General features: G+C 69.3%; 19 protein-coding genes. 11 read left to right on the forward strand and 8 right to left on the reverse strand.

Annotated elements, in window-relative coordinates:
* Nucleotides 1-186: 186 nt before the first annotated feature.
* Nucleotides 187-1,236 (forward strand): mannose-1-phosphate guanylyltransferase/mannose-6-phosphate isomerase, encoded by a 1,050-nt coding sequence (locus BRX43_RS09975; RefSeq protein WP_125994710.1) that lies wholly within the window; start codon nt 187-189, stop codon nt 1,234-1,236.
* Between the two features lie 91 nt (nt 1,237-1,327).
* Here the strand turns inward: BRX43_RS09975 and BRX43_RS09980 are convergent, their stop codons facing one another.
* Nucleotides 1,328-3,187, reverse strand: coding sequence for an ABC-F family ATP-binding cassette domain-containing protein (locus BRX43_RS09980; RefSeq protein WP_125994711.1), 1,860 nt, complete (start codon nt 3,185-3,187; stop codon nt 1,328-1,330).
* A 92-nt stretch (nt 3,188-3,279) separates the two neighbouring features.
* Here BRX43_RS09980 and BRX43_RS09985 point away from each other — a divergent pair, with 92 nt between their 5' ends.
* Entirely contained in the window at nt 3,280-4,020 is a 741-nt protein-coding gene (locus BRX43_RS09985) for an energy transducer TonB (RefSeq protein WP_125994712.1), read from the forward strand.
* A gap of 8 nt (nt 4,021-4,028) precedes the next feature.
* Here the strand turns inward: BRX43_RS09985 and BRX43_RS09990 are convergent, their stop codons facing one another.
* Together BRX43_RS09990 and mgtE are read right to left on the reverse strand one after the other, a co-directional pair.
* Complete coding sequence (locus BRX43_RS09990; RefSeq protein WP_125994713.1) at nt 4,029-4,439, reverse strand: DUF1489 domain-containing protein; 411 nt, start codon at nt 4,437-4,439, stop codon at nt 4,029-4,031.
* Between the two features lie 16 nt (nt 4,440-4,455).
* Complete coding sequence (gene mgtE, locus BRX43_RS09995; protein WP_125994714.1) at nt 4,456-5,853, reverse strand: magnesium transporter; 1,398 nt, start codon at nt 5,851-5,853, stop codon at nt 4,456-4,458.
* Nucleotides 5,854-6,003: 150 nt separating this feature from the next.
* Here mgtE and BRX43_RS10000 point away from each other — a divergent pair, with 150 nt between their 5' ends.
* The gene (locus BRX43_RS10000; RefSeq protein WP_125994715.1) at nt 6,004-6,459 is read left to right on the forward strand and encodes a peptidylprolyl isomerase; all 456 of its coding nucleotides are present in this window, start codon (nt 6,004-6,006) and stop codon (nt 6,457-6,459) included.
* Between the two features lie 59 nt (nt 6,460-6,518).
* Here the strand turns inward: BRX43_RS10000 and BRX43_RS10005 are convergent, their stop codons facing one another.
* Nucleotides 6,519-7,802 carry an MFS transporter gene (locus tag BRX43_RS10005; protein WP_125994716.1) on the reverse strand — a complete coding sequence of 428 codons (1,284 nt, stop codon included), beginning with the start codon at nt 7,800-7,802 and terminating at the stop codon, nt 6,519-6,521.
* Nucleotides 7,799-8,119 carry an antibiotic biosynthesis monooxygenase gene (locus BRX43_RS10010; RefSeq protein ID WP_125994717.1) on the reverse strand — a complete coding sequence of 107 codons (321 nt, stop codon included), beginning with the start codon at nt 8,117-8,119 and terminating at the stop codon, nt 7,799-7,801. Before BRX43_RS10010 ends, BRX43_RS10005 begins: the two co-directional genes overlap by 4 nt.
* A 249-nt stretch (nt 8,120-8,368) precedes the next feature.
* On the opposite strand from BRX43_RS10010, the gene BRX43_RS10015 reads away from it, so the two are divergent.
* The 6 genes from BRX43_RS10015 to treY all read left to right on the forward strand — a co-directional run bounded on the left by BRX43_RS10015 (nt 8,369) and on the right by treY (nt 18,176).
* Complete coding sequence (locus tag BRX43_RS10015) at nt 8,369-8,980, forward strand: methyltransferase (protein ID WP_125994718.1); 612 nt, start codon at nt 8,369-8,371, stop codon at nt 8,978-8,980.
* 22 nt (nt 8,981-9,002) lie between these two features.
* Nucleotides 9,003-9,857 carry an alpha/beta hydrolase gene (locus tag BRX43_RS10020; RefSeq protein WP_125994719.1) on the forward strand — a complete coding sequence of 285 codons (855 nt, stop codon included), beginning with the start codon at nt 9,003-9,005 and terminating at the stop codon, nt 9,855-9,857.
* A 129-nt stretch (nt 9,858-9,986) separates the two neighbouring features.
* Nucleotides 9,987-12,107 carry a glycogen debranching protein GlgX gene (gene glgX, locus BRX43_RS10025; RefSeq protein WP_125994720.1) on the forward strand — a complete coding sequence of 707 codons (2,121 nt, stop codon included), beginning with the start codon at nt 9,987-9,989 and terminating at the stop codon, nt 12,105-12,107.
* Nucleotides 12,104-13,816, forward strand: a complete 1,713-nt coding sequence (gene treZ / locus BRX43_RS10030) for a malto-oligosyltrehalose trehalohydrolase (RefSeq protein ID WP_125994721.1) — start codon at nt 12,104-12,106, stop codon at nt 13,814-13,816. The genes glgX and treZ overlap by 4 nt, the downstream gene beginning before the upstream one ends.
* Complete coding sequence (gene malQ / locus BRX43_RS10035; RefSeq protein WP_241214889.1) at nt 13,795-15,786, forward strand: 4-alpha-glucanotransferase; 1,992 nt, start codon at nt 13,795-13,797, stop codon at nt 15,784-15,786. Before treZ ends, malQ begins: the two co-directional genes overlap by 22 nt.
* On the forward strand, nt 15,783-18,176 hold the full coding sequence (treY, locus tag BRX43_RS10040; RefSeq protein WP_125994723.1) for a malto-oligosyltrehalose synthase: 2,394 nt from the start codon (nt 15,783-15,785) through the stop codon (nt 18,174-18,176). Before malQ ends, treY begins: the two co-directional genes overlap by 4 nt.
* A gap of 301 nt (nt 18,177-18,477) precedes the next feature.
* On the opposite strand, the gene BRX43_RS10045 is transcribed toward treY, so the two are convergent.
* Nucleotides 18,478-18,816, reverse strand: a complete 339-nt coding sequence (locus BRX43_RS10045; protein WP_125994724.1) for a hypothetical protein — start codon at nt 18,814-18,816, stop codon at nt 18,478-18,480.
* An 85-nt stretch (nt 18,817-18,901) separates the two neighbouring features.
* Nucleotides 18,902-20,743: a translational GTPase TypA gene (typA, locus tag BRX43_RS10050; protein WP_125994725.1), complete on the reverse strand. Its 1,842-nt coding sequence runs from the start codon at nt 20,741-20,743 to the stop codon at nt 18,902-18,904.
* Between the two features lie 214 nt (nt 20,744-20,957).
* On the opposite strand from typA, the gene BRX43_RS10055 reads away from it, so the two are divergent.
* Nucleotides 20,958-22,175: a toxic anion resistance protein gene (locus BRX43_RS10055; RefSeq protein ID WP_125994726.1), complete on the forward strand. Its 1,218-nt coding sequence runs from the start codon at nt 20,958-20,960 to the stop codon at nt 22,173-22,175.
* A 10-nt stretch (nt 22,176-22,185) separates the two neighbouring features.
* Nucleotides 22,186-22,890: a hypothetical protein gene (locus tag BRX43_RS10060; RefSeq protein ID WP_125994727.1), complete on the forward strand. Its 705-nt coding sequence runs from the start codon at nt 22,186-22,188 to the stop codon at nt 22,888-22,890.
* Between the two features lie 42 nt (nt 22,891-22,932).
* On the opposite strand, the gene BRX43_RS10065 is transcribed toward BRX43_RS10060, so the two are convergent.
* Nucleotides 22,933-24,447, reverse strand: coding sequence for an HWE histidine kinase domain-containing protein (locus BRX43_RS10065; protein WP_125994728.1), 1,515 nt, complete (start codon nt 24,445-24,447; stop codon nt 22,933-22,935).
* Nucleotide 24,448: the final 1 nt, after the last annotated feature.

Consider the following 24,448-nt stretch of genomic DNA (forward strand, 5'->3'; position numbering starts at 1 on the left):
ATTTCAACGTGAAAATCCTGTAATAATAGGGTTTATTACCGTAACGATGGATCGTCCCGCCGCCCGTTCCGTTCTGGCGTTGGTGCCCGATTCCGACATGGCACCATTCTGGCAATAATTTACCAAGAAACCCTGAATGGCGCTCACCCCGAGCGTCCTTTATGACGCGCGGAAACAGGAGGAAGCATGACCGGTGGAACGATCGTACCAGTGATCCTGTCGGGAGGTTCGGGAACCCGACTCTGGCCGATGTCCCGTCCGGAACGCCCCAAGCAATTCCTGCCGCTGACCGCCGACGACACCATGCTGCAACTGACCGCACGTCGCGTGCAGGGCGAGCGGTTCGGTGCGCCGATCGTGGTCGCCAATGCCAGCCATGTGGACATGGTCGAGACGCAACTCGACGCCGCCGGCATCGCGGCGGAGGCGGTGATCCTGGAACCGTTGGCGCGCAACACCGCGCCCGCCATCGCGCTCGCCGCGCTCGCCGCCCCCAAGCCGGACGATGCGCTGCTGGTCATGCCGTCCGACCATGTCATCGCCGATGTCGACGCCTTCCACGCCGCGATCGCGGTGGCGTTGCCGCTGGTCAATGACGGCTGGCTGGTCACCTTCGGCATCGAGCCCGATGCACCGGAAACCGGCTATGGCTGGATCCAGACCGGCGAGGAGATCGCCGCCGGCGTCCACCGCGTCGCCCGTTTCGTCGAGAAGCCGCCGCGCGACCGGGCGGAGGCGATGCTGGCCGCCGGCGGCCATGCCTGGAACGGCGGCATCTTCCTGTTCCGCGCCGACATCTTCCTGAGCGCGCTGGCCAGCCATGCGCCGGAGATGCTGCGCTGCGCCCAGCAGGCGATGGATGCGGCCACGCGGGACGGCAAGCGGATCCTGCCCGACGCCGAGGCCTTCGGGGCGTCGCCCGCCGATTCGATCGACTATGCGGTGATGGAAAAGGCCGATCGCGTGGCGGTGGTCCCGGTCGCGATGGGCTGGTCGGACGTCGGCAGCTGGGACGCGCTGCACGCGATCAGCGACCGCGACGGCGAAGGCAACAGCCACCGGGGCGAGGTGATCGCGCTCGACACCAACAATTGCCTGCTGCGCTCCGACGGCGTGCGGATCGCGGCGGTCGGCGTCAGCGACCTCGTCGTGGTGGCGAGCGGCAATGACGTGCTGATCCTGCCGCGCGGCCGCAGCCAGGAGATCAAGAAGCTGATCGAGGCGATGAAGCCCTGACCGGGAGCAGGGGTGGCGCCGCCCCGTGCCCGCGCCACCCCTGCACTATCGGCCGATGGCCCCCTCCCCCCGGCGGGGAAGGCTTCATGGATCAGGCCGTTTCCAGCCCCTCGCTCGCCTCCAGCCAGCGCGCCTCCGCCGTCTCCAGCTTCGCCGCCGCGTCGGCGCGGCGCTTCATCAGCTCGGTCATCGACAATTTGGCCAGTGCCGGCTCCGCCCGCTTCGGATCGGCCATCGCCGCGTCCAGCTTGGCGACCTCGGCCGACCAGCGCGCGGTTTCCGCCTCGGCGTCGCGCGCCTCCTTGCGCAGCGCCTTCTCGGCGTCGCGGGCCAGGGCCGTCTTCTTCGCCGCCTTGCGCTCCGCCTTGGACTGGCCGTCGCCCTGCCCCGAATCGCCCTTCAGGACGAAGGCGATATAGTCGTCCAGCGTGCCGTCGAACTCGCGCGCGGTGCCGTCATCGACCAGCACCAGACGGTCCGCCGTCATCTCCAGCATGTGGCGGTCGTGGCTGACCAGCACCACCGCGCCGGTATAGGCGTTGAGCGCCTGGACCAGCGCCTCGCGCGCGTCGACGTCCAGGTGGTTGGTCGGCTCGTCGAGGATCAGCAGGTGCGGCGCCTCGCGCGTGATCAGCGCCAGCGCCAGCCGCGCGCGTTCGCCGCCCGACAGCCGGCCGACCTTGGTCGTCGCCTTGTCGCCCGAAAAGCCGAACCGGCCGAGCTGCGCGCGCACCGCCGCCGGGGTCGCGCCGCGCATGATCCGCGTCATATGTTCGAGCGGCGTGTCGTCGGCGTCGAGTTCCTCGACCTGATATTGGGTGAAATAGCCGACGCGCATCTTGCCCGACGATCCCATGTCGCCGTCCATTGGGGCCAGCTGCGCCGCCAGCAGCCGCGCCAGCGTCGTCTTGCCGTTGCCGTTGCGGCCCAGCAGGGCGATGCGGTCATCCGGGTCGATGCGCAGGTTCAGCCGCTTCAGGATCGGCGTCTCGGCATAGCCGACGCTCGCCATGTCGAGCGTGATCAGCGGCGGGCGCAGCGCGTCCGGATCGGGGAAGCCGAAGGACAGGGTCGGGTCGTTCGCCATTTCGGCGATGGGTTGCAGCTTCGACAACATCTTCTGCCGGCTCTGCGCCTGCTTCGCGGTCGAGGCGCGGGCCGAGTTGCGGGCGATGTAATCCTGCAGCTTGGCGCGCTGCGCCTCCTGGTTCGCCTTGGCGGCGGCGAGCTGCGCCATCCGCTCGGCGCGCTGCCGCTCGAACGAATCGTAGCCGCCGGGATAGAGCGTCACCTTGCCGCCCTGCAGGTGCAGGATATGGTCGACGACATTGTTCAGGAAGTCGCGCTCATGGCTGACCAGCAGGATGGTGGCGCGATAGGATTGGAGGAAATCCTCCAGCCACATCACCGCTTCCAGGTCGAGATGGTTCGAGGGTTCGTCGAGCAGCAGCACGTCGGGTGCGGAGAAGAGTAGGGCGGCGAGCGCCACCCGCATCTTCCACCCGCCCGAGAAGCTCTTGAGCGGGCGCGCCTGCATCGCCTCGTCGAAGCCCAATCCCTGCAGGATGCTGGCGGCGCGGGCGGGCGCGGTATAGGCGTCGATCGCGATCAGCCGCTCGTAGATGTCGCCCAGCTTGTCCGGGTCTTCCTCGGTCTCGCTGCGGATCATCAGCGCGGCGCGCTCGACATCGGCGGCCAGCACCGTGTCGAACGGCGTCGCCTCGCCGTCCGGGGCCTCCTGCGCGATATAGCCCAGCCGGCTGCCCTTGGGCATCTCCGCCGCGCCGTCATCGGGTTCGAGCATCCCGGCGATCACGCGCACCAGCGTCGACTTGCCTGCGCCATTACGGCCGATCAGGCCGACCCGGCTGCCGGGCGGCAGCGCCGCGGACGCGCCGTCGATGATCGTGCGGCCGCCCAGGCGCACGGTGATGCCATTCAGATTGAGCATGGTGCCTCAATAGCGATTGCTGCGATGCAGCCAAGCGTCATCGTCATGCACGCCCTCTTGGCATGCCCCCCGGCGCATCCCAGCTAGGGACAATGCCGCTCGCCCCGCCGACCCCGGCCGAACGCCTGCGCGCCGCGCTGCCCACGGCGGCGGTGGTGGCGCTGATCGGCTATGCCCTGGTCGCGGGGCTGGCCTGGACCAATCCCGCTCCGTCCGATCCGGCCATCGCCACCTTCGACGTCCCCCCGCCACCGCCCGACCGCGTGCCCGTCGTGCCGAAGAAGGTCGCCACCCACCGCCCGCGCGGCGCGGCGGCCCCGCCCAATCTTCGATCACAGGCGACACCGATCGTGGCGCCGCCGCCGATCATCCTGCCGCCCCTGGTGCCGGTCGTCGCCGCGCCGGTCGCGGGAAGGGGCGCGGACCCCAGCGCGGGCGCGGCCGAGCGTCCCGGCCCCGGCAGCGGCGCGGGCGGCATCGGCAACGGCACGGGCAGCGGCGGTTCGGGCGACGGGGACGGCTATGGCGACGACGAGACGCCGCCCCGCCTGATTCGCGGCCGGCTGAAGGATTCGGACTATCCCGACCAGGCGGCGGAGGCGGGGTCCGGCGGCACCGTGTCGGTGCGCTATTATGTCGAGGTCGACGGCCGCGTCACCGGCTGCCGCGTCACGCATAGCAGCGGCAACGCCCTGCTCGACGCGACCACCTGCCGGCTGATCGAGAAGCGCTTCCGCTACGATCCGTCCCGCGATCTCGATGGCCGGCCGGTCCGATCGATCGTGGTGGTCGACCATGACTGGATCGTGGAACGCGAGCCGGCGGACCGCTGATCGTCCGCTCAGATCAGCGCCAGCTCCGACAGCTTGCCCATCAGCGCCGGGGGCAGCGCGGTCAGGCCGCTGGCATCGCCCCCGCCCAGATCGGCGGGCGCGTCGGCCTGTTCCAGATAGCGCCAGCCCTGGTGCGCGCGCTTCGGCCGTGCCTGGACCAGCACCAGTTCGGGTTGCAGATGGATCGCGACCCGGCCGCCCTCCGCCTCGCCGAAGCGCAGGATCGGCGAGCGGGCGACCAGCTGGTGCTTGACGATCCAGAACAGCGAACTGTCCGGATGGTCCACCACCTCCTCGTGCCGCTTGGGCAGGTAGCGGGTGGTCAGCACCAGCCCGCCCTCCGCGCGGCGGATGGCGATCCGGTCGGCCAGTTGCTCGACGCTGGTCGCGCCGAACGCCACTTTGGTCAGGTGCAGCATGAGGGCGCGATGTGGGTCAGCCGCCCAGCCCCCACAAGGTGGCAAGCCCCAGAAACGACAGGAATCCGCCGACATCGGTCATGGTGGTGACGAACACCGCCGAGGATACGGCGGGATCGATGTTCATCCGGTCCAGCGTCACCGGCACCAGCACGCCGCCGAGCCCCGCGATCAGGTTGTTGATGATCATCGCCATCCCGATCACCAGCGACAGGTCGCGATTGCCGAAGATCAGGAAGGTGCCGAGCCCGATCAGCACCGCCAGCGACACGCCGTTGCAGATCGAGATGGTCAGCTCGCGCGTCACCATCCGCACCGAGTTGGACGAGGTGAGCTGGTTGGTCGCCAGCGCGCGCACCACCACCGCCAGCGTCTGCGTGCCGGCATTGCCGCCCATGCCCGACACGATCGGCATCAGCACCGCGAGCAGGGCGAACTTGGCGATCTCGCCCTGGAACAGCCCGACGACCGAGGCGGCGAGCATCGCCGTGCCCAGATTGACGACCAGCCAGAACAGCCGCGTGCGCACCGTCAGCCGGATCGGCTCGTTGATGTCGCCCTCGCCCGCGCCCGACAGGCGCAGCACATCCTCGCCGGCCTCCTGCTGGATGATGTGGACGACGTCGTCGACGGTGATCATGCCGACCAGCCGCCCCTCGCCATCCACCACCGCAGCGGAGATCAGCGCGTATTTCTGGAAGCGGAGCGCCACCTCCTCCTGGTCCATGTCGACCTCGATCAGCGTCTGTTCGCGCTGCATCACATCGGCGACCGGCACCCAGCGCGGCGTGCGCAGGATCCACGACAGCGCGCAGGTGCCGACCGGATGGTGGCCGGGATCGACGACGAACACCTCCCAGAAGTCGGTGGTCAGGTCCTCCTGCCCGCGCAGATAGGTGAGCACGTCGCCCACCGTCCAATGCTCCGGCACCGCGACCAGGTCGCGCTGCATCAGGCGGCCGGCGGATTCCTCGGGGTAGGACAGCGCCTCCTCGATCGCGGCGCGGTCGTCCGGGTCGAGCGCGCGCAGCACCGCGCGCTGGTCGTCCTCGTCCAGATCCTCGATGATCGCGACGGCGTCGTCGGTGTCGAGCTCGGCGGCGAGATCGGCGACCTCATGCGGTTCGAGCGCGTCGATCAGGTCCTCGCGGACATAATCGTTCATCTCGGCGAACACGTCCGCGTCGAGCAGGTCGGAGACCGCGTGCGCCAGCGACGCGCGATCCTCGTGCGGGGTCAGCTCGAACAGGTCGGCGATGTCGGCGGGGTGGAGCGGCTCGACCAGCGCGCGCGCCTCGTCGACCTGCCCCTGCGCCACCGCGTCCAGCACGGCGCTGACGAATTCGGGGCGCAGCCGGTCGTCCTCGTCCAGCTCGGTATCGGGTTCGATCTCGGGAAGCTCGGTTTCGCTCATCGCTGGGGCTCCCTGATCCGGCTGGTGGTGCAATGCCGCGCAAGCGACGTCGGCGTGCCCTATCCTGCCCCACCCCGCTTTTCCAGCGCCGGCATTTGCCAGCGGGGACAGGCGTCCCTATCTGCCACGCTTCAAATCTGGAGCTTACCCATGGCCGATACCCCCGAGACGCTGATCCTGACGCTGGACGGCGGCGACGTCACCATCACGCTGCGCCCCGATCTCGCGCCGGAGCATGTGAAGCGCATCGCCGAACTGGCGGACGAGGGCTTTTACGACGGCGTCGTGTTCCACCGCGTCATTCCCGGCTTCATGGCGCAGGGCGGCGATCCGACCGGCACCGGAATGCACGGTTCGGACAAGCCCAACCTGCGCCAGGAATTCTCGAAGGAGCCGCATGTCCGCGGCGTTTGCTCGATGGCGCGGACCAACGATCCGAACTCGGCCAATTCGCAGTTCTTCATCTGCTTCGACGATGCGCGCTTCCTCGACGGCCAGTACACCGTCTGGGGCGTGGTGACCGACGGCATGGAGCTGATCGACGCGCTGCCCAAGGGCGAGCCGCCGCGCGAGCCGGGCAAGATCGTCAAGGCGCGCACCGCCTGATCGATTGCGGATCGCGAAACAGGGGCGTCGCCGGATCACCGGCGGCGCCCCTTTTCATATCAGCGGCGGCGGAGCAGCAAGCCGATCACCAGCAGCGCCAGCGCCCCACCCGCGACCAGATAGGGCAAGGGCCGCCACGCCTCGTAGAGCGCGATGCCGATCGAGGGGCCGAGCACGAAGCTGGCGCCGTTGATGCTCGTGACCTTGCCCGCCACCGACCCCTGCGCCGCCGACCCGACGGCCAGCGACGCGCCGGCGGTGAAGCCCGGCCGGGTGAAGCCGAAGCCGAGGCTGGCCAGCGCATAGGCCAGCGCGATGCCGTAGAGCGACGGCGCGAGGCCAGTCAGCGCGCACCCCGCCGCCGCCAGCGCCGACCCCACCAGCACCAGCCGGCGCGGCGACAGGTTGAGCAGCGGGATCAGCCCCCATTGCACCAGCAGCGCAGCACCCGCGCCCATCATCAGCACCAGCCCGGTCGGCTCCAGCGCGGCGGCGGGCGCGACATGGAGCCGGTCGATGACCAGGAAGCCGATCGCCTGGCTGACCATCGCCTGCGCATGGCCGGCGACCAGCCCGACCACCATCCAGATGCGGATGCGTGGGTCGGCATAGCCGACGCGCTCGACATGGCTCTCGGTCGCGGCGCGGACGCTGGCCCCGGTCGGCGCGCTGCCGATCGAGGGATAGGCGGAGGACGCGCCCGCCGCCTCGCCGGGAACGGGCCGGTCGTCGGGCAGCAGCGCGCGCACCGTCGCCCAGACCAGCGCACCGAACAGCGCGAACAGGAAGGCGGGGCCGGCCAGCCCGATCTCATAGCCCCCGACATGGCCCAGCAGCAGATAGGGCGCGATCGCCGGCCCCAGAATGGTGCCGAGCCCGAAGGCGGAGGCGAGCAGGGTCAGCGCGCGCGTCCGCTCCTCGCGCGTGGTGTGGCCGGCGACCAGCGCCTGCACGGCGGGCGGCGCGGCCGAGCCCAGCCCGCCATAGAGCATCCGCCCGACCACGAAGAGCGCGAAGGCGGTGGCGCCACCGACCAGCCCGTTGATCCCCGCCGCCAGGAACGTGCCGCACAGCAGCAGCGACAGCACATAGCCGCCCAGCCCCAGCAGGATCATCGCGCGGTGACCATGTCGGCCCGACCGGTTGGCCCAGAGCGGCGCGGCGATCACCCACAGCAAGGCCGATACGAAAAAGGCCAGCGCGACGGCCGAATCCTTCACCCCCAGCGACCGGCCCAGCGCCGGCAGCACCGATTGCAGCGCGGTGTTGCCGGCGGCGATGGTCAGCATCACCGTGAACATCAGCAGGAAGTCGCGGTCGCGCCGCGTCGCCACCGGGTTCATGCGCGTGTCCAGCCATAGGCGCGCTCGATCACCCCCGCCGCGACGGCGTGGCGCTCATACCATTCGGCGCGGCCGCGTGCGCGGATCGCGGCGTGTTCGGGATGCTCGCGCCACGCCCGCGCCGATTCGGCGTCGGCCCACCAGCTCACCGTGATGCCGAACCCGTCCGCCCCCCGCGCACTGTCGACGCCGCGATAGCCCGGCTGCGCCGCGGCGAGCACGCCCATCGCCGCCGCCGCCGCGGCATAGCCGTCCTCGTCCGCATCCACCCGCTGCGACAGGAAGATGACCGCATATTGCCCGGTCCGATCCGTCATGCTTCCGCTCCTCCGATCGTGCCGGCTGTAGAACCGATCCCCATCGCACGGGAATGTTCGAAATGCGCATCGGTAAGGCGATTGCCGGCGCGGGAACGGGAAGACGCACAACATTGTGGAGCGGCAACGCCCCCATCCCCCCTCGGCTAACCGCAGGTTGCAACCCTATGGCTTGCAACTCGTTCGGGACTTGTGCGACGGAGGGGCTGCCTCGCCGTTCGTGTGGGGACCACGATCGACAGGATTCAGATGGCCAGTTCGTCTTCAGCCGCTCGCCGCGCGCGCCGTCCCGCCGGGATTCCATCCCCGGCGCAGATGTTCTTCCAGGGATTCCTGAAGCACCCGGTGATGGTCGGGTCGATCATCCCCTCGTCCGACAAGCTGATCCGCAAGATGCTGGCGCCGGTCGACTGGCAGAATTGCAAGCTGTTCGTCGAATACGGTCCCGGCGTCGGCACCTTCTGCCGCCCGATCCTGGAGCGGATGGCCCCCGACGCGACGCTGATCGCGATCGACACCAATGCGGACTTCATCCGCTATCTGGATGCCACCATCACCGACAGCCGCTTCGTCGCGGTCGAGGGATCCGCGGCGGATGTCGAGCGGATCATCGCCGAGCGCGGCTTCGCCCATGCCGATTATATCCTGTCGGGCCTGCCCTTCTCCACCCTGCCGCCCGGCGTCGGCCCGGCGATCGCCGCCGCGACTCACCGCGCGCTGCGGATCGACGGCGCATTCCTGGTCTATCAGTTCAGCCCCAAGGTGAAGGACTTCCTGATCCCGCACTGGTCGTCGATCGACCATGACATGGAATGGTGGAACGTCCCCCCCGCCCAGCTCTACTGGGCCTGGAAGGAGTGATCCCACGCCCCGGCCGGCGCTGATGCGAAGGCTCGGCCGGCGCGGCGCACTGGGCGCGATGCTGGCGTTGGCGAGCGCCGCCTGTTCGCCGCTGCTGCTGTTCAACGGCCTGACGCCCAAGGATGGCGGCACCGTCCGCCTGGTCCATGACGCCGCCTTCGCCCCGGGTCCGCGCGGCACGATCGACATCTATGCGCCCAAGGCCCCCGGCCGCTATCCGATCATCGTCTTCTTCTATGGCGGATCGTGGAACAGCGGCACGAAGCAGGGCTATGCCTTTGTCGGCCGGGCGCTGGCGGCGCAGGGATTCGTCGTCGCCATCCCCGATTACCGGCTGGTGCCCGAGGTCCGCTTCCCCGACTTCCTGCGCGACCATGCCGCCGCCGTCCGCTGGGTCCGGGTTCATGCCGCCACGCTGCACGGCGACCCCGACCGGCTGGTGCTCGCCGGCCATTCGGCGGGGGCCTATGGCGCGGCGATGCTGGCGGTCGACCCGCAATGGCTGGGCGCGGATCGCCGGGCCGTGCGCGGCTGGATCGGCCTGGCCGGCCCCTATGACTTCCTGCCGCTCGATCAGCCGGTGACCGAGGCCGCGTTCGGCGGCACGCCCGATCTTCGCGCCACCCAGCCACTGCTGGTCGCCATCGCCGACACGCTGCCGGCGCTGCTCGCGACCGGTGACGACGACACGCTGGTCCGCCCGCGCAACAGCGACCGGCTGGCCGAGCGGCTGACGAGCCTGGGCGTTACGGTCGAGCGGCGGCGCTATGCGAAGCTCGGCCATGTCGGCATCCTCACCGCCATCGCCCGGCCCCTGCGCGGCCGGGCGCCCGTGCTTGCCGACATGGTGCGATTCGCCAGCCGGGTGACGCGCTGATCCGAGCCGATCCGGCCGAAACCCGATTGCTTTTGATCAATCGATTGCCGCGATGCGGCGGACGTCACGGAACATCCCTTTGAGGCGGGCATTCACAGGCCGTTCATCGCAATCTAGGGGTCCGCCTTGATGTCACTGCCCGACCGGCTCGAAGCCGGCTCGCCCTATCCGCTCGGTGCGACCTGCGTGGAGGGCGGCATCAACTTCGCGGTCTTCTCCGCCAATGCGGAGGGGATCGAGCTCTGCCTGTTCGACGACCAGGGCAAGCGCGAGTTGAAACGCTATCCCCTGCTCGAATGCACCGACGAAGTGTGGCACGGCTATCTGCCCGATGCCGGACCGGGACTGCGCTACGGTTACCGCGCCTATGGCCCCTATGATCCGGAGGCGGGGCACCGCTTCAACCCCAACAAGCTGCTGCTCGATCCCTATGCCCGCCGCCTGCACGGCAGCATCAAATGGACCGACGCGCTGCACGGCTATCAGGTCCGCTCGAAGAAGGAGGACCTGTCCTTCGACAAGCGCGACAGCGCGCCCGCCATGCCCAAGGGCGTGGTGGTCGACGATCATTTCGACTGGTCGCAGGACCGCCGCCCCAACACCCCCTGGGCGGACACGGTGGTCTATGAGGCGCATGTGAAGGGGCTGACCAAGCTGTTCGAACTGGTCCCCCCGCGCGAGCGCGGCACTTATGCGGCGCTCGGCCACCCCAAGGTGATCGACCATCTGCGCCGGCTGGGCGTCACCGCGCTGGAGCTGATGCCGATCCACGCCTTCACCCAGGATCGGTTCCTGACCGAAAAGGGCCTGAGCAACTATTGGGGCTACAACACCCTCTCCTTCTTCGCGCCCGAGCAGCGCTATTTCGCCGGCGACAGCCATGACGAATTGCGCCGCGCGGTGCGCAAGCTGCACGCGGCGGGGATCGAGGTGATCTTGGACGTGGTCTACAACCACACGTGCGAGGGATCGGAAAAGGGTCCGACCCTGTCGTGGCGCGGGCTGGACAACGCCACCTATTACCGGCTGGTCAAGGATCAGCCGCGCTATGCGATCAACGACACCGGCACCGGCAACACGATCAACACCGACAAGGCGCGGGTCATCCAGATGATCGCCGACTCGCTGCGCTATTGGGCGACCAGCTTCGGCATCGACGGCTTCCGCTTCGACCTGGGGCTGACGCTGGGGCGGACGGAAACGGGCTTCGATCCCGGCCACGCCTTTTTCGACGTGTTGCGCCAGGACCCGATCCTGGGCCGGCTGAAGCTGTCGACCGAGCCCTGGGACATCGGCCCCGGCGGCTACCAGCTCGGCAATTTCCCGCCGGGCTTCGCCGAATGGAACGACAAGTATCGCGACACGGTGCGCAAGTTCTGGCGCGGCGACCCGTCGCAGCGCGGCGACCTGGCGGCGCGTCTGTCCGGCTCGGCCGACCTGTTCGACCGGCGTGCGCGGCGGCCCTGGGCCAGCGTCAATCTGCTCGCGGCGCATGACGGCTTTACGCTCTACGACACGGTCGCTTACGAGCAGCGCCACAATGAGGCGAACAAGGAGGACAATCGCGACGGCCATAGCGAGAACTATTCGCGCAATTGGGGCGCGGAGGGCGAGACCGACGATGAGGGCATCAAGGCGACCCGCGCCACCGTGCAGCGGTCGATGCTGACCACGCTGTTCGCCTCGCTCGGCACGCCGATGCTGGTCGCGGGCGACGAGTTCGGTCGCACCCAGGGCGGCAACAACAATGCCTATTGCCAGGACGATGCGATCAGCTGGCTCGACTGGAAGCGGGCGGAGACGCCCGAGGGCAAGGCGCTGTTCGCCTTCACCGCGCGCCTGACCGAGCTGCGCCGCCGCTATTCGGTGCTGCGGGCGCCCGTATTCCTCTATGGCCAGGATTCGCCGGGCGCGGGCGTCAACGACATCGAATGGTGGGACGAGCGTGGCGAGCAATTGTCCGCCGACGACTGGAACAACCCGGAGGGCCGGGCCCTGGTGATGCGCCGCGCGGTCAAGCTGGACAATGGCGATGTCGAGGCGGTGTCGCTGCTGCTCAACGGCTCGGAAGATCCGATCAGCTTCAAGCTGCCCCCGCCCGAGGATGCCCGGCGCACCGTGCTGGTCGACAGCACCAATCCGGACGTGCAGGACGCGGCATTCGAGCAGGATTATGTGCTCGGCGCACATGGCGCGGCGCTGGTCGCCTGGACGATCGCGGCGGCCGATCTGGAGTCGGACCCGGCATGAGCGACTGGGGACCGACACTCGCGGCGGACGGCACCCGCTTCCGCCTCTGGGCCCCCGATCGCGATGCGGTGACGCTCGAGATCGACGGACAGGGGTCGCAGGCGATGACGGCGGCGGGCGATGGCTGGTTCGAGGCCAGCGCGCCGGTCGCGGCGGGCGCACGCTATCGCTTCCGGATCGGCGACATGGCGGTTCCCGACCCCGCATCGCGGGCGCAGGACGGCGGCGTCAATGGCTGGAGCCTGGTCGTCGACCCGGACGCCTATCGTTGGCGGCACGACGACTGGGCCGGCCGGCCCTGGGAAGCGATGGTGATCGAGGAGGTCCATGCCGGCCTGCTCGGCGGCTTCGACGGCGTGGCCAAGCGCTTGCCGATGCTGGCGGAGCTGGGCGTGACCGCGATCGAGTTGATGCCGGTCAACGCGTTCGGCGGCACGCGCAACTGGGGCTATGACGGCGTGCTGCCCTATGCCCCGGCGGAGGGCTATGGCACGCCGGACCAGTTGCGGGCGCTGGTCGACGACGCGCACGGGCTTGGGATCAGCGTCTTCCTCGACGTGGTCTATAATCACTTCGGGCCGGACGGGAATTACCTGGGCGAATATGCCTCCGGCTTCTTCCATCCGGAGGTGAAGACGCCCTGGGGCGGCGCGGTGGCGGTGGACAAGGCGCCGGTGCGCCGCTTCTTCATCGACAATGCGCTGATGTGGCTGCGCGAGTTCCGCATCGACGGCCTGCGCTTCGACGCGGTCCATGCGATCAACGACAATGGGTTTCTCGACGCGATGGCGGCGGAGTTGCGCGCCTCGGTCGACCGCCCGGTGCATCTGGTGCTGGAAAATGAAAGCAACGACGCCGACCGGCTCGCGCCCGGCGGGTACGATGCGCAGTGGAACGACGATTTCCACAATGTCCTGCACGTCCTGCTGACCGGCGAGGACCATGCCTATTACCGCGACTTCGCCGAACGCCCGGCGGAGCGGCTGGCGCGGTGCCTGCGCGACGGCTTCATCTATCAGGGCGAGGGATCGCCCAACCATGACGGCGCGCCGCGCGGCAAGCCGTCGGGCCATCTGCCCGCCACGCGATTCGTCTCCTTCCTCCAGAATCACGACCAGATCGGCAACCGGGCGCTGGGCGAGCGGCTGACGGTGCTGGCCGACCCGGCCAAGCTGGCGGCGGCGACCGTGCTCTGGGCGCTGTCGCCGCAGATCCCGCTGCTGTTCATGGGGGACGCGACGGGTTCGGAGACGCCCTATCTGTTCTTCACCGACTTTCATGACGAGTTGGCCGATGCGGTGCGCGAGGGTCGGCGGCGCGAGTTCAAGGGCCATCCCGGCTTCGATTCGGAAGCGGATCGCGAAAGCATTCCCGATCCCAATGCCCGCTCCACCTTCGACGCCTCGCGCCCGGAGGACGGGCCGGATGCGGCGGCGTGGCGCGATCTCTATCGCCGCCTGCTTCACTTGCGCGCCGAGCGGATCGTGCCGGTGCTGGCCGGTGCGCAGGGCGAGTCCGCCGAGGCGATCGGCGAGGGGGCGGTGGTTGCGCGCTGGCGGATGAAGGACGACAGCCTCCTGACGATCGCGATCAATCTGGGGGATGAGATGGTGCCTGCCGACCTGCCGACCGATACGCCGCTGTTCGCGGCCGGGCCCGCCGATACGACCGGCCTTCCCCCCGCCTCGTGCCGCGTCTGGCTGGCATGACCGGGCTCGGCGCACTCGCCGAGGCGGCGGGACTACAGGTCGACTGGACCGATGCCAGCGGCCAGGCCAAGCGCGTGTCCGACGACGCGCTGGTCGACGTGCTGGGCGCGCTCGGCCTGGCGGCGGACAGCGACGCCGCCATCGCGGAGTCGCGCGAGCGGCTCGCGGCCGAACAAAGCGCCGACCGCGCGGGCTTCGTCTCGGTCGATCGGGGGGCGGCCGCCGACCTGCCCTTCACGCCGCGCGGGACGCTCCATCTCGCCGGTGGCGGCACGATCGCGGTGGACGGCAGGCTGCCCGCGATCGACGAGACCGGCTATCACCGGCTGGAACTGGACGATGGCGAGATGACGGTCGCGGTCGCGCCGTCGCGCTGCTTCGGCGTCGCGAATGCCGCGCCCGGCCGGCGGCTCTGGGGTCCGGCGGTGCAGATTCCGGCGCTGCGCGATCATCGGACGACCGGCTTCGGCGATTTCGGCAGCCTCGCGCACAGCGCCGCCGCCTTCGGACAGGCCGGCGCGGAGACGCTGGCGATCAGCCCGATCCACGCGCTGTTCCCCGCCGATCCATCGCGGTTCAGCCCCTATGCGCCGTCGAGCCGGCTGTTCCTCAACATCTTCTACGCCGATCCCGGCCTGGTCGGGCATCCGCTGCCCGCGGAGGACGCGCCCGAGCTGATCGATTGGGCGACCGCGATCCCGCGCCGCATGGCCGCGCTGCGCGCCGCCTATGACGCCGCGACGCCCGCGATCCGCGACGCGGTGGCGCAATTTGCGCTGGATGGCGGCGACGAACTGCGCCGCCACGCCCGGTTCGATGCGCTGCACACGCATTTCTTCGGACAGGGCGCACGCGGCTGGCAGGATTGGCCAAGCGCCTATCACGATCCAGCCGGCGAGGCGGTCGCGGACTTCGCCCGCGCCCATGCCGCGGAGGTGGATTTCTACCTGTTCTGCCAGTGGCTGGCGGATCGCGGACTGGCCGAAGCGCAGAAGGCGGCGAAGGATGCCGGCATGGCGCTGGGCCTGATCGCCGATCTCGCGGTCGGCATGGACGGCGGCGGCAGCCATGCCTGGAGCCGGCGCGACGATCTGATCAACGGCCTGTCGATCGGCGCGCCGCCCGACATATTGGGGCCGGAGGGGCAGAATTGGGGCATCACCGGCTTTGCGCCCCAGGCGCTGCGGCGCGAGGGGTTCGCCCCCTTCATCGCCACCGTCCGCGCCGCGCTCGGCCGGGACGGCACGCGCGCGGGCGGCATCCGCATCGACCATGCGATGGGTCTGTGCCGCCTCTGGGTGGTGCCGCACGGCAAGACGTCGAAGGAGGGGGCGTATCTGTCCTATCCCCTGCCCGACATGCTCCGCATCCTCGCGATCGAGAGCCATGCCGCCCGCGCGGTGGTGATCGGCGAGGATCTGGGCACGGTGCCCGAGGGCTTCCGCCCGGCCTCCGAGGCGCGCGGCATCTTCGGGATGCGGGTGATGCCGTTCGAGACACGTGACGACGATCTGGTCCCGCCCGAGGATTATGACGCACAGGCCGCCGCGATGACCGGCACCCACGACCTGCCGACCATGGCCGGCTGGTGGCAGGGCAACGACATCGCCTGGAATCGCAGGCTGGACCGCGCCGTGGCCGACGATGCCGACACGACCCGCGACCGCGAGCGGGCCGGCTGGTGGCGCAGCTTCCAGGCCGCCGGTCTGGTCGAGGGCGAGGCCCCCGCCGCCGCCGACCCCGATGCCGTGGTCGACGCCGCATTGGGCTTCATCGGCCGGACACCCAGCGCCATCGCCATCCTGCCGCTGGAGGATGTGGTCGGGCTGGTCGAACAGCCCAACCTGCCCGGCACCACCGACGAACATCCCAATTGGCGACGGCGGATGCCGGACGCGACCGACGCGCTGCTCCAGCGGCCCGAGGTCGCCCGGCACGTCGCGATCCTCAACGAAGCGAGAACCGCATGACCCTTCGCGCCACCTATCGCCTCCAGATGCACAAGGACTTCCCGTTCCGGACGGCGGAGGCGATCGTCCCCTATCTGGAGCGGCTGGGCATCAGCCACCTCTATCTGTCGCCGATCACCACCGCCGCCAAGGGCTCGACGCATGGCTATGACGTGGTCGATCCGACCGCGATCAATCCCGAGCTGGGCGGCGAGGACGGCTATCGCGCGCTCGTCGACACGGCGCGGGCGCATGGGCTGGGCGTGATCATCGACATCGTTCCCAACCATATGGGCGTCGCGGGCGGCGAGAATGCCTGGTGGAACGACGTGCTGGCCAAGGGCGAGGCGAGCGACTTCGCCACGGTGTTCGACATCGACTTTTCCCGTCCCATCGTCCTGCCGGTGCTCGGCGACCCGCTACCCCAGGCGCTGGAGCAGGGCGCGATCACCGTCGAGGGCGACGAGATCGTCGCCTATGGCGAGCATCGCTTCCCGCTGCGCCCCGAGGATCGCGGCATCGGTGCGGAGGGCGGCACGATGACCGGCGAGGCGCTTGCCGAGCTGCTCGACCGCCAGCATTACCGACTCGCCTGGTGGCGCACGGCGGACGACGAACTCAACTGGCGGCGCTTCTTCACGGTCAACGAGCTGGCCGGCGTCCGCATCGGGCAGGAGCCGGTGTTCGAACGCACCCATGCGCTCTATTTCCGCCTGTGGCAGGAGGGGCTGATCGATGGCGTCCGCATCGACCATGTCGACGGACTGACCGACCCGGCCGGCTATTGCCGCCGCCTGCGCGCCCGCTTCGAATCCATGCCACGCGAGGACGGCACCCCCGCCATCATCTGGGTCGAGAAGATCCTGGGCGCGGGCGAGCCGCTGGCCACGGACTGGGGCATCGACGGCACCAGCGGCTATGACTTCATGGAGGAGGTCAACCTGCTGCTCCACGACCCGGCCGGCGAAGCCCCGCTGGCGGAGGCTTGGGCGCGGATCAGCGGCCGCGCCGCCGACTTCCCGCCGGAAGAGTTGCAGGCGCGCCAGGACGTGCTCGCCTGGGCGTTCGAGGGGCAGCTCAACGGCTGTATCCGCGCCTTTGCCGCACTTGCCGCGTCCGATCCGCAAAGCGCGGCGATCACGCCGGAGATGCTGCGCCGGGCGATCGTGCGGCTGCTCTGGGTCTTCCCGGTCTATCGCACCTATGGCCTAGGTGATGCCGCGCCCGAGGCCGATGCCGCGATCCGGGCGGAGACGCGCGGGCGGGTGCAGTCGCTGATCCCGCCGGGCGAGGATTTCGTCACCGACGCGATCATGGCCTGGTTGGCGGGCGAGGGTCCGGGCGACACCGATCTGGCGCGCGAGGCGGTGCGCCGCTTCCAGCAGCTTTCCGCCCCCGTCGCCGCCAAGGGCGTGGAGGACACCGCCTTCTACCGCTATGGCCGGCTGCTCTCGCGCAACGATGTCGGCTTCGACGCCAGTCGCTTCGCCGGGGACGTGGCCGAGTTCCACGACCGGATGCAGGCCCGCGCCGCCGACTGGCCGCGCGCGCTGCTCGCCACCGCGACGCACGATCACAAGCGCGGCGAGGATGTCCGCGCCCGGCTGGCGGTGCTGAGCCAGATTCCCGATCGCTGGCTGGCGGCGGTCGGGCGTTGGGATGCGGAGGCCGAGCGGCTGGCCCCGGACGTCGATCCGGCCGACCGCTACATGCTGCTCCAGATGATCTATGGCGCCTGGCCGGAGGATTTGCGGGCCGACGATGCGGACGGCCTGGCCGATTTCGCCGAGCGGCTGTCGGCCTGGCAGGAAAAGGCACTGCGCGAGGCCAAGCTCCGCTCCTCTTGGGAAGCGCCCGCCGAGGACTATGAGGGCAAGGCCAAGGCGCTGATCGCCGCCTTGCTGGACCCGGCACAGGGCAAGGCCTTCCTCGCCGACCTTGCCGTCTTCCATCAGGAAACGGCCCCGGCGGTCGAGGCGGCGATGCTCGCGCAACTGGCGCTGCGGCTGACCGTGCCGGGCGTGCCCGACACCTATCAGGGCACGGAGCTGCCGGACTATAGCCTGGTCGATCCCGACAATCGCCGCCCGGTCGACTATGACGCGCGCGAGCGAGCCGTGGCGGACGGCGGCGAACCCAAGCTGGCGCTGCTCGCCGAGATCCTGGCGCTGCGCCGGGATCATGCGGACGTCTTCGCCGATGGCAGCTACCACCCCCTGCCCGTCTCGGGCGAGGGCGCGGACCGGGTCGTCGCGTTCCTGCGCGTGGCGGGCGACACGCGCCTGCTCGTCGTGGTGGCGTTGCGTGTGCCGGCAGACGGCTGGGGCGATGCGGCGGTGACCGTGGAGGGCGAGGCGATGCCGGTCGCCACGCTGCTCGCCGACCGGACCGCGGTGGTGCGCCCGCTCTGACCTGTCGGCAGATTTTACAAGCCGGCACGCGAGGGCGGGAGCGTTAACCAGCGGAACGACGCGTTCCCGCCATTCGCCGCAAATGGCACATAGGCTGCAATGACAAGGGCAGCCGAAGCCTCAGCGCTTTCAGCAGGGTGGACCAGCCGCTACGACGGTCTCGCGCCGGTCCACCCGCACCCGGTTCTTTTCCCGAGGTCCGATGACGCGATCGGCGAGGAAGCGCGTGAGTTCGCCATCCCCCGCCCGAAATGGGGATCGGTCCCGAACCTCGCTCTCATCCAAACATGCTCGACTCGGGTCATCTCCTGCCCGGACGACGGGCCGCGAACCAGCCGGACAATGCCGAGACGGCGATGGTGGGAACCGCCAGAACCGCCAATGTCAGCACCCCTGCCGCCCATAGACTTCCCCACCCGGCGTTCCACGCCATGACGGGAAGCTGGGCGAACGTCACGACCCCTCCCGCCATCCACCCACGCGACCGCAGGAGCAGCCCGGCCCCGGCGGACAGGAGGAAAGACAGGGGATACCAGAGCCGCCAATAGGCAGCCGCATCCCAAGGCTCGCCCACACCCTCCGTGCGGCAAACGAAGCTCCAGTAGAGCAGGCTGCACAGCAGCAGCAGGATCGGCTTCATGGGCCGTGGTCCTTCCACACGCCGCTGCAATGGAAAAGGGCCGGACGTTTCCGCCCGGCCCCTCCCCCTTCCAAAGCCCGAGAGCTTACGCCGCCTTGGAGCGCGCGGCGCGCTTGCGCTCGTTGGGATCGAGGAAGCGCTTGCGCAGCCGGATCGACTTGGGCGTCACTTCGACCATCTCGTCGTCGTCGATATAGGCGATCGCCTGTTCCAGCGTCATCTTCTTCGGCGGGGTCAGGCGGATGGCATCGTCCTTGCCGCCCGAGGCGCGGAAGTTGGTCAGCTGCTTCGCCTTCATCGGATTGACCTCCAGGTCATCCGTCTTGGCGTTCTCGCCGATCACCATGCCTTCGTACAGCGCCTCGCCGTGACCGACGAACAGGATGCCGCGCTCCTCGAGCGGACCCAGCGCATAGCCCTGGGCCTCGCCCGCGCCGTTCGAGATGAGGACGCCGTTCTTGCGGCCCTCGATCTTGCCCTTGTGGGGGCCGTACTTCTCGAACAGGCGGTTCATGATGCCGGTGCCGCGCGTGTCCGACAGGAACTCGCCGTGATAGCCGATCATGCCGCGCGACGGCGCGGAGAAGGTGATGCGGGTCTTGCCGCCGCCCGAGGGACGCATGTCGGTCATCTCGGCCTTGCGGAGGTTCATCTTCTCGACGACCGTGCCCGAATATTCCTCGTCCACGTCGATGATGACGGTCTCGTACGGCTCGGTCTTGTTGCCGTTCTCGTCCTCGCCGAACAGCACGCGCGGGCGGCTGATGCCCAGCTCGAAGCCCTCGCGGCGCATCGTCTCGATCAGCACGCCGAGCTGAAGCTCGCCGCGACCGGCGACTTCGTAGCTGTCGCGGTCGTCGCTTTCGGTGACCTTCACCGCGACGTTCGACTCCGCCTCGCGCAGCAGGCGGTCGCGGATCATGCGGCTGGTCACCTTGGTGCCCTCACGGCCCGCCATCGGCGAGTCGTTGACCGCGAAGCGCATCGACAGCGTCGGCGGATCGATCGGCTGCGCGTGCAACGGCTCGCTCACGCTGGTGTCGGCGATGGTGTTCGCCACGGTCGCGACCGTCAGGCCGGCGAGGCTGATGATGTCGCCCGCCTTCGCCTCGTCCACCGGCACGCGGTCCAGGCCGCGGAACGCCATGATCTTCGACGCGCGGCCCGTCTCGACGATGTTGCCGTCGTTGTCGAGCGCGTGGATCGCCTGGTTGGTGCGCACCGTGCCCGAGTTGACGCGGCCGGTCAGGATGCGGCCCAGGAAGTTGTCGCGGTCGAGCAGCGTCACCAGGAAGGTGAAGGGCACGTCCTCGACTTCCACCTTGGGCGCCGGAACATGGTTCACGATCGTCTCGAACATCGGGATCAGCGTGCCTTCGCGCGCGTCCATGTCGGTCGAGGCATAGCCGTTGCGGCCCGAGGCGTAGAGCACGGGGAAATCGAGCTGCTCGTCATTCGCGTCGAGCGAGACGAACAGGTCGAACACCTCGTCCAGCACTTCCTGGATGCGGGCGTCGGCGCGGTCGACCTTGTTGACGACGACGATCGGCTTCAGGCCGAGCGCCAGCGCCTTGCCGGTCACGAACTTCGTCTGCGGCATCGCGCCTTCCGACGAGTCGACCAGCAGGACGACGCCGTCGACCATGGACAGGATGCGCTCCACCTCGCCGCCGAAATCGGCGTGGCCGGGGGTGTCGACGATGTTGATGCGGATGGACTCGTCGCTGCCCGGCGGCGTCCAGTCGACCGAGGTCGGCTTCGCCAGGATGGTGATCCCGCGTTCTTTTTCGAGGTCGTTGGAATCCATCGCGCGCTCTTCGACGCGCTGGTTGTCGCGGAAGGTGCCCGACTGGCGGAAAAGCTGGTCGACAAGGGTCGTTTTGCCGTGGTCGACGTGCGCGATGATCGCCACGTTGCGGAGGCTCATGGGGAATCCTGGATGTCTGGAGCGAAGTTGGCGCGCGCCATAGCCTAATTGGTGCGTCGCGGGAAGGGTCCGTCCGAATCCGCCCGTCGCGACGCCGCATCCCGGCCGGGTTCCTTGTCACGACGCCCACCGTCTTATAGATACAATACAGTTGAGTTACGGCGGCCGCGCACTAGTCTATGGTGCAGGCGGATACCGCAGTTGGAGGAACAGGATGGCGACCACGGCGGACACGATCACGACGGGCACGGCGGCGCCGGGACTGGTGCTGACCCCGCCCGATCCGGTGCCGACCGTCGCGGCGGAACAGGCCGCCGGGCTGGTGCCGGTCGAGGAGGGCAAGAAGTCGCAGCTCGACCAGCGCGTCGACGGCTTCATCACCGACCTCGTCGCGCAGGACGTCAACAGCCCCGAATTCGGCAAGCGGGTCGATGCGATCACCGCGATGGGCGCGAAGGAGATCCGCGAGGCGGCGAACCACAGCAACCGCTTCCTCGACCGGCCGGTCAAGGCGATGGACCGCGACACCGGGGTCGGCAAGGACCTGACCGAATTGCGCCGCATCGTCGAGGAACTGGACCCCGGTCGGAAGGGCGCGCTGTCCGGCCCGCGCAAGCTGTTCGGCGTCATCCCGTTCGGCAACAAGATGCGCGACTATTTCGACGGCTATCGCTCGTCGCAATCGCATATCAGCGCGATCCTGAAGAGCCTGGCGTCCGGCAAGGACGAACTGCTGATGGACAATGCCGCGATCGATACCGAACGCGCCAATCTGTGGGCGGCGATGGGCCGGCTGGAGCAGATGATCCACCTGTCGCGCAGCATGGACCAGAAGCTGGAGGACAAGGCCAACGAACTGGACCACACCGATCCCGCCAAGGCCAAGGCGATCCGCGAAACGGCCTTGTTCTACACCCGCCAGCGCACGCAGGACCTGCTGACCCAGATGGCGGTGACGGTGCAGGGCTATCTGGCGCTGGACCTGGTCAAGAAGAACAATGTCGAGCTGGTGAAGGGCGTCGACCGCGCCTCCACCACCACGGTCGCGGCGCTGCGCACCGCCGTCACCGTGGCGCAGGCGATGACCAACCAGCGGCTGGTGCTGGAGCAGATCACCCAGCTCAACACCACCACCGCCAACATCATCGATTCGACCGGCAAGCTGCTGAAGGAAAATACCGCGCGCATCCATGAACAGGCCGCCAGCGCGACCATCCCGCTGGAGACGCTGCAACGCGCCTTCCAGAACATCTACGACACGATGGATGCGATCGACACGTTCAAGCTGAAGGCGCTCGATTCGATGAAGACGACGGTCAACACGCTCGGCAACGAGGTGGAGAAGTCGCGCGGCTATATCGCGCGGGCCGAGGGCGCGACGCAGGGCCAGGTGCGCGGGCCCGGCGACTCGTTCCGCCTCGAGTCGCTGTGAGGCCGGCGGCATGAGCGAAGTCGACGACGCGATCGCGGCGGCGCGCGCCTCCTGGACGCGGATCAGCGCGACCGAGGGTGGCGCGCCGGTCCGTCGCCCGGCGCGGCGCAACCAGCCGCTCGGCCGCCGGCTGAAGCGGATCGTGGTCGCCGACGCGGCGATCCTGCTGGCGGCGCTGGTCGTCGGCATGGTGATGCCGCTGGGGATCATGGGCGCGCTGCTGGTGATGCTGTTGCTGGTCGCGGCGACGGTGCTCTTCGCGGTATGGCCGCCGGAGAATATCGCCGCGCCGCCACCCGACAAGCTCCGCACCGTCGATCTGAAGGCGCTCCCCGCCCAGACCGGTCGCTGGCTGAACGCGCAGCGCCCCGCCCTGCCCGCGCCGGCCCAGCATCTGCTCGACCGGATCGGCGACCGGCTCGACACGCTGTCGCCGCAGCTCGGCCGGGTCGAGCCGGAAGGCGAACTGGCCGGCGAGATCCGCCGGCTGGTCGGCGAGCAGCTGCCCGCCTTCGTCACCGATTACGGCCGCGTCCCCGAGCCGCTGCGCCGGGTCGAGCGCAACGGTCGCACGCCCGACGGCGCGCTGGTCGACGGCCTGTCGGTGATCGAACGCGAGATCGCCGCCATGACCGGTCGGCTGGCGCAGGACGATCTCGACAACCTCCAGACACGCGGTCGCTATCTGGAAACCCGCTATGGCGGGGAGAACTGAGCACGCCGCCTGGCCGGCGGCCGCTTCGCGTCCTTGCGCCCTCTACAGCCGCAGGTCGGTGAGCAGCGCGCACATCGTGGTGGCGAAACCGGTCGGCAGGTAGTGGCTCTCCACGCCGCCGCCGCCGATCAGCCCGCGTTCGATCAGCCGCGAACCGAAGCCGAGGCGGGTCGGCGGCGCGGCCGGCGGGCCGCCCTCCTCGCGCCATTCGAGCACCAGTTGATCGCCGGCACCGGTCGGATCGATCCGCCAACGGACGATCAGGCCGCCATGTTCGACCGATAGCGCGCCATATTTCACCGCATTGGTGCCGAGTTCGTGCACCAGCAACGAGGTGGACAGCGCCGCGCGCGGGCCCAGGGCGACCGGCGGCCCCTCGATCCGGCAGCGGCCGGGCGCGGCCAGCACCGCCAGCACGTCGCGCGCGACGGTGGCGAGGTCGGCGCTCGCCCAGTTGCGGCCCAGCAGCACGTCATGCGCGGTGGCGAGCGCGCCCAGCCGTCGCTCGAACGCCTCCACCGCCGGCCGGTCGGAGGCGCGGCGCAGCGTCTGGGTGGCGACCGCCTGGACCATGGTCAGCGTGTTCTTCATCCGGTGCGACAATTCCAGGTTCAGCACGCGCTGCCGGGCCTCCGCCTGCGCGCGCGCGACGCCCGCCTCCACCCGGTCGGCGATCTTGCGCAGGAAGATCAGCTCGCTGTCGGTCCACCGGCGTGCGCGGCGATCATGGACGAAGACCGCCGCCACCGCGCCGCCATGCTCGCCGCCCACCGGTAGATTGACCAGCGCCTGCACGTCGATCGCCAGCGACGCTTCCACCTTGCCGGCCATGCGCGGATCGCGGCGCACGTCCTCGACCACCAGCGGTTCGGACCGGGCCAGATGGTCGAGCAGATCGCCGTAATCGGCATAGTGGTGCCGCCCGGTCAGACTGGCGACCCCATGCGCCGTCCAGTCCGCCTGGATGTCGATCGTCCCCTCCAGCAGGTCGATATGGCCGAAGCCGGCGCGCACCACACCCAGCGTCTCGCCCATGATCCGTGCGGCGGTGGCGGCCATGTCGACGACCTCGTCCTGCTCGCGCAACTGGTCGCCCAGCAGCAGCAGCGCCTCCTGCTGGCGGAGTTCGCGAATCCGCTCGGTCACGTCGAGCAGCAGCACCGCGAAGCGATCGTCCTCCAGATGGATCGCCCGCCCCTCGAAATCGCGGCCGAGCGTCGCGACATGGCAGGTGAAGGCGGTGGAGGTGCGTTGCGCCACCATCTCCGCCGTCTCGTCGATCAGCGTCGTCTCGAATCCGGGGATGATGGTGCGGATGGTGCGGCCGATCATCGCGCTTGGTCCGCGCGGATCGAGGCTGGCGAAGGCGGCGTTGACGTCGAGGATCAGCCAGTCCACCGCGGGACCATCGGCATCGCGGATCAGCTGCGCGACCAGCATCCCCTCCGCCAGCCCTTCGAACAGGCGATTGGCGTGGCGCAGCCGCACATCATGGTCCGCCTCCCCGCCGCCGCCGGCCGGGATGCGGCCGGGCGATGATGCTTCATGCGAAGCCATA

The organism is Sphingomonas sp. S-NIH.Pt15_0812 (assembly GCF_003951315.1).
GTDB lineage: Bacteria > Pseudomonadota > Alphaproteobacteria > Sphingomonadales > Sphingomonadaceae > Sphingomonas.

Bases quoted from the DNA above. Each gene is read 5' to 3' on its own strand.
- BRX43_RS10015 (WP_125994718.1), top strand. From the start codon at position 8,369: ATGGCCAGTTCGTCTTCAGCCGCTCGCCGCGCGCGCCGTCCCGCCGGG.
- BRX43_RS10060 (WP_125994727.1), top strand. From the start codon at position 22,186: ATGAGCGAAGTCGACGACGCGATCGCGGCGGCGCGCGCCTCCTGGACG.
- BRX43_RS10020 (WP_125994719.1), top strand. From the start codon at position 9,003: ATGCGAAGGCTCGGCCGGCGCGGCGCACTGGGCGCGATGCTGGCGTTG.
- typA (WP_125994725.1), bottom strand. From the start codon at position 20,743: ATGAGCCTCCGCAACGTGGCGATCATCGCGCACGTCGACCACGGCAAA.
- mgtE (WP_125994714.1), bottom strand. From the start codon at position 5,853: ATGAGCGAAACCGAGCTTCCCGAGATCGAACCCGATACCGAGCTGGAC.
- treY (WP_125994723.1), top strand. From the start codon at position 15,783: ATGACCCTTCGCGCCACCTATCGCCTCCAGATGCACAAGGACTTCCCG.
- BRX43_RS09980 (WP_125994711.1), bottom strand. From the start codon at position 3,187: ATGCTCAATCTGAATGGCATCACCGTGCGCCTGGGCGGCCGCACGATC.
- glgX (WP_125994720.1), top strand. From the start codon at position 9,987: ATGTCACTGCCCGACCGGCTCGAAGCCGGCTCGCCCTATCCGCTCGGT.
- BRX43_RS09985 (WP_125994712.1), top strand. From the start codon at position 3,280: ATGCCGCTCGCCCCGCCGACCCCGGCCGAACGCCTGCGCGCCGCGCTG.
- BRX43_RS09990 (WP_125994713.1), bottom strand. From the start codon at position 4,439: ATGCTGCACCTGACCAAAGTGGCGTTCGGCGCGACCAGCGTCGAGCAA.
- BRX43_RS10005 (WP_125994716.1), bottom strand. From the start codon at position 7,802: ATGAACCCGGTGGCGACGCGGCGCGACCGCGACTTCCTGCTGATGTTC.
- BRX43_RS10010 (WP_125994717.1), bottom strand. From the start codon at position 8,119: ATGACGGATCGGACCGGGCAATATGCGGTCATCTTCCTGTCGCAGCGG.
- treZ (WP_125994721.1), top strand. From the start codon at position 12,104: ATGAGCGACTGGGGACCGACACTCGCGGCGGACGGCACCCGCTTCCGC.
- BRX43_RS10065 (WP_125994728.1), bottom strand. From the start codon at position 24,447: ATGGCTTCGCATGAAGCATCATCGCCCGGCCGCATCCCGGCCGGCGGC.
- BRX43_RS10055 (WP_125994726.1), top strand. From the start codon at position 20,958: ATGGCGACCACGGCGGACACGATCACGACGGGCACGGCGGCGCCGGGA.
- BRX43_RS10045 (WP_125994724.1), bottom strand. From the start codon at position 18,816: ATGAAGCCGATCCTGCTGCTGCTGTGCAGCCTGCTCTACTGGAGCTTC.
- BRX43_RS09975 (WP_125994710.1), top strand. From the start codon at position 187: ATGACCGGTGGAACGATCGTACCAGTGATCCTGTCGGGAGGTTCGGGA.
- BRX43_RS10000 (WP_125994715.1), top strand. From the start codon at position 6,004: ATGGCCGATACCCCCGAGACGCTGATCCTGACGCTGGACGGCGGCGAC.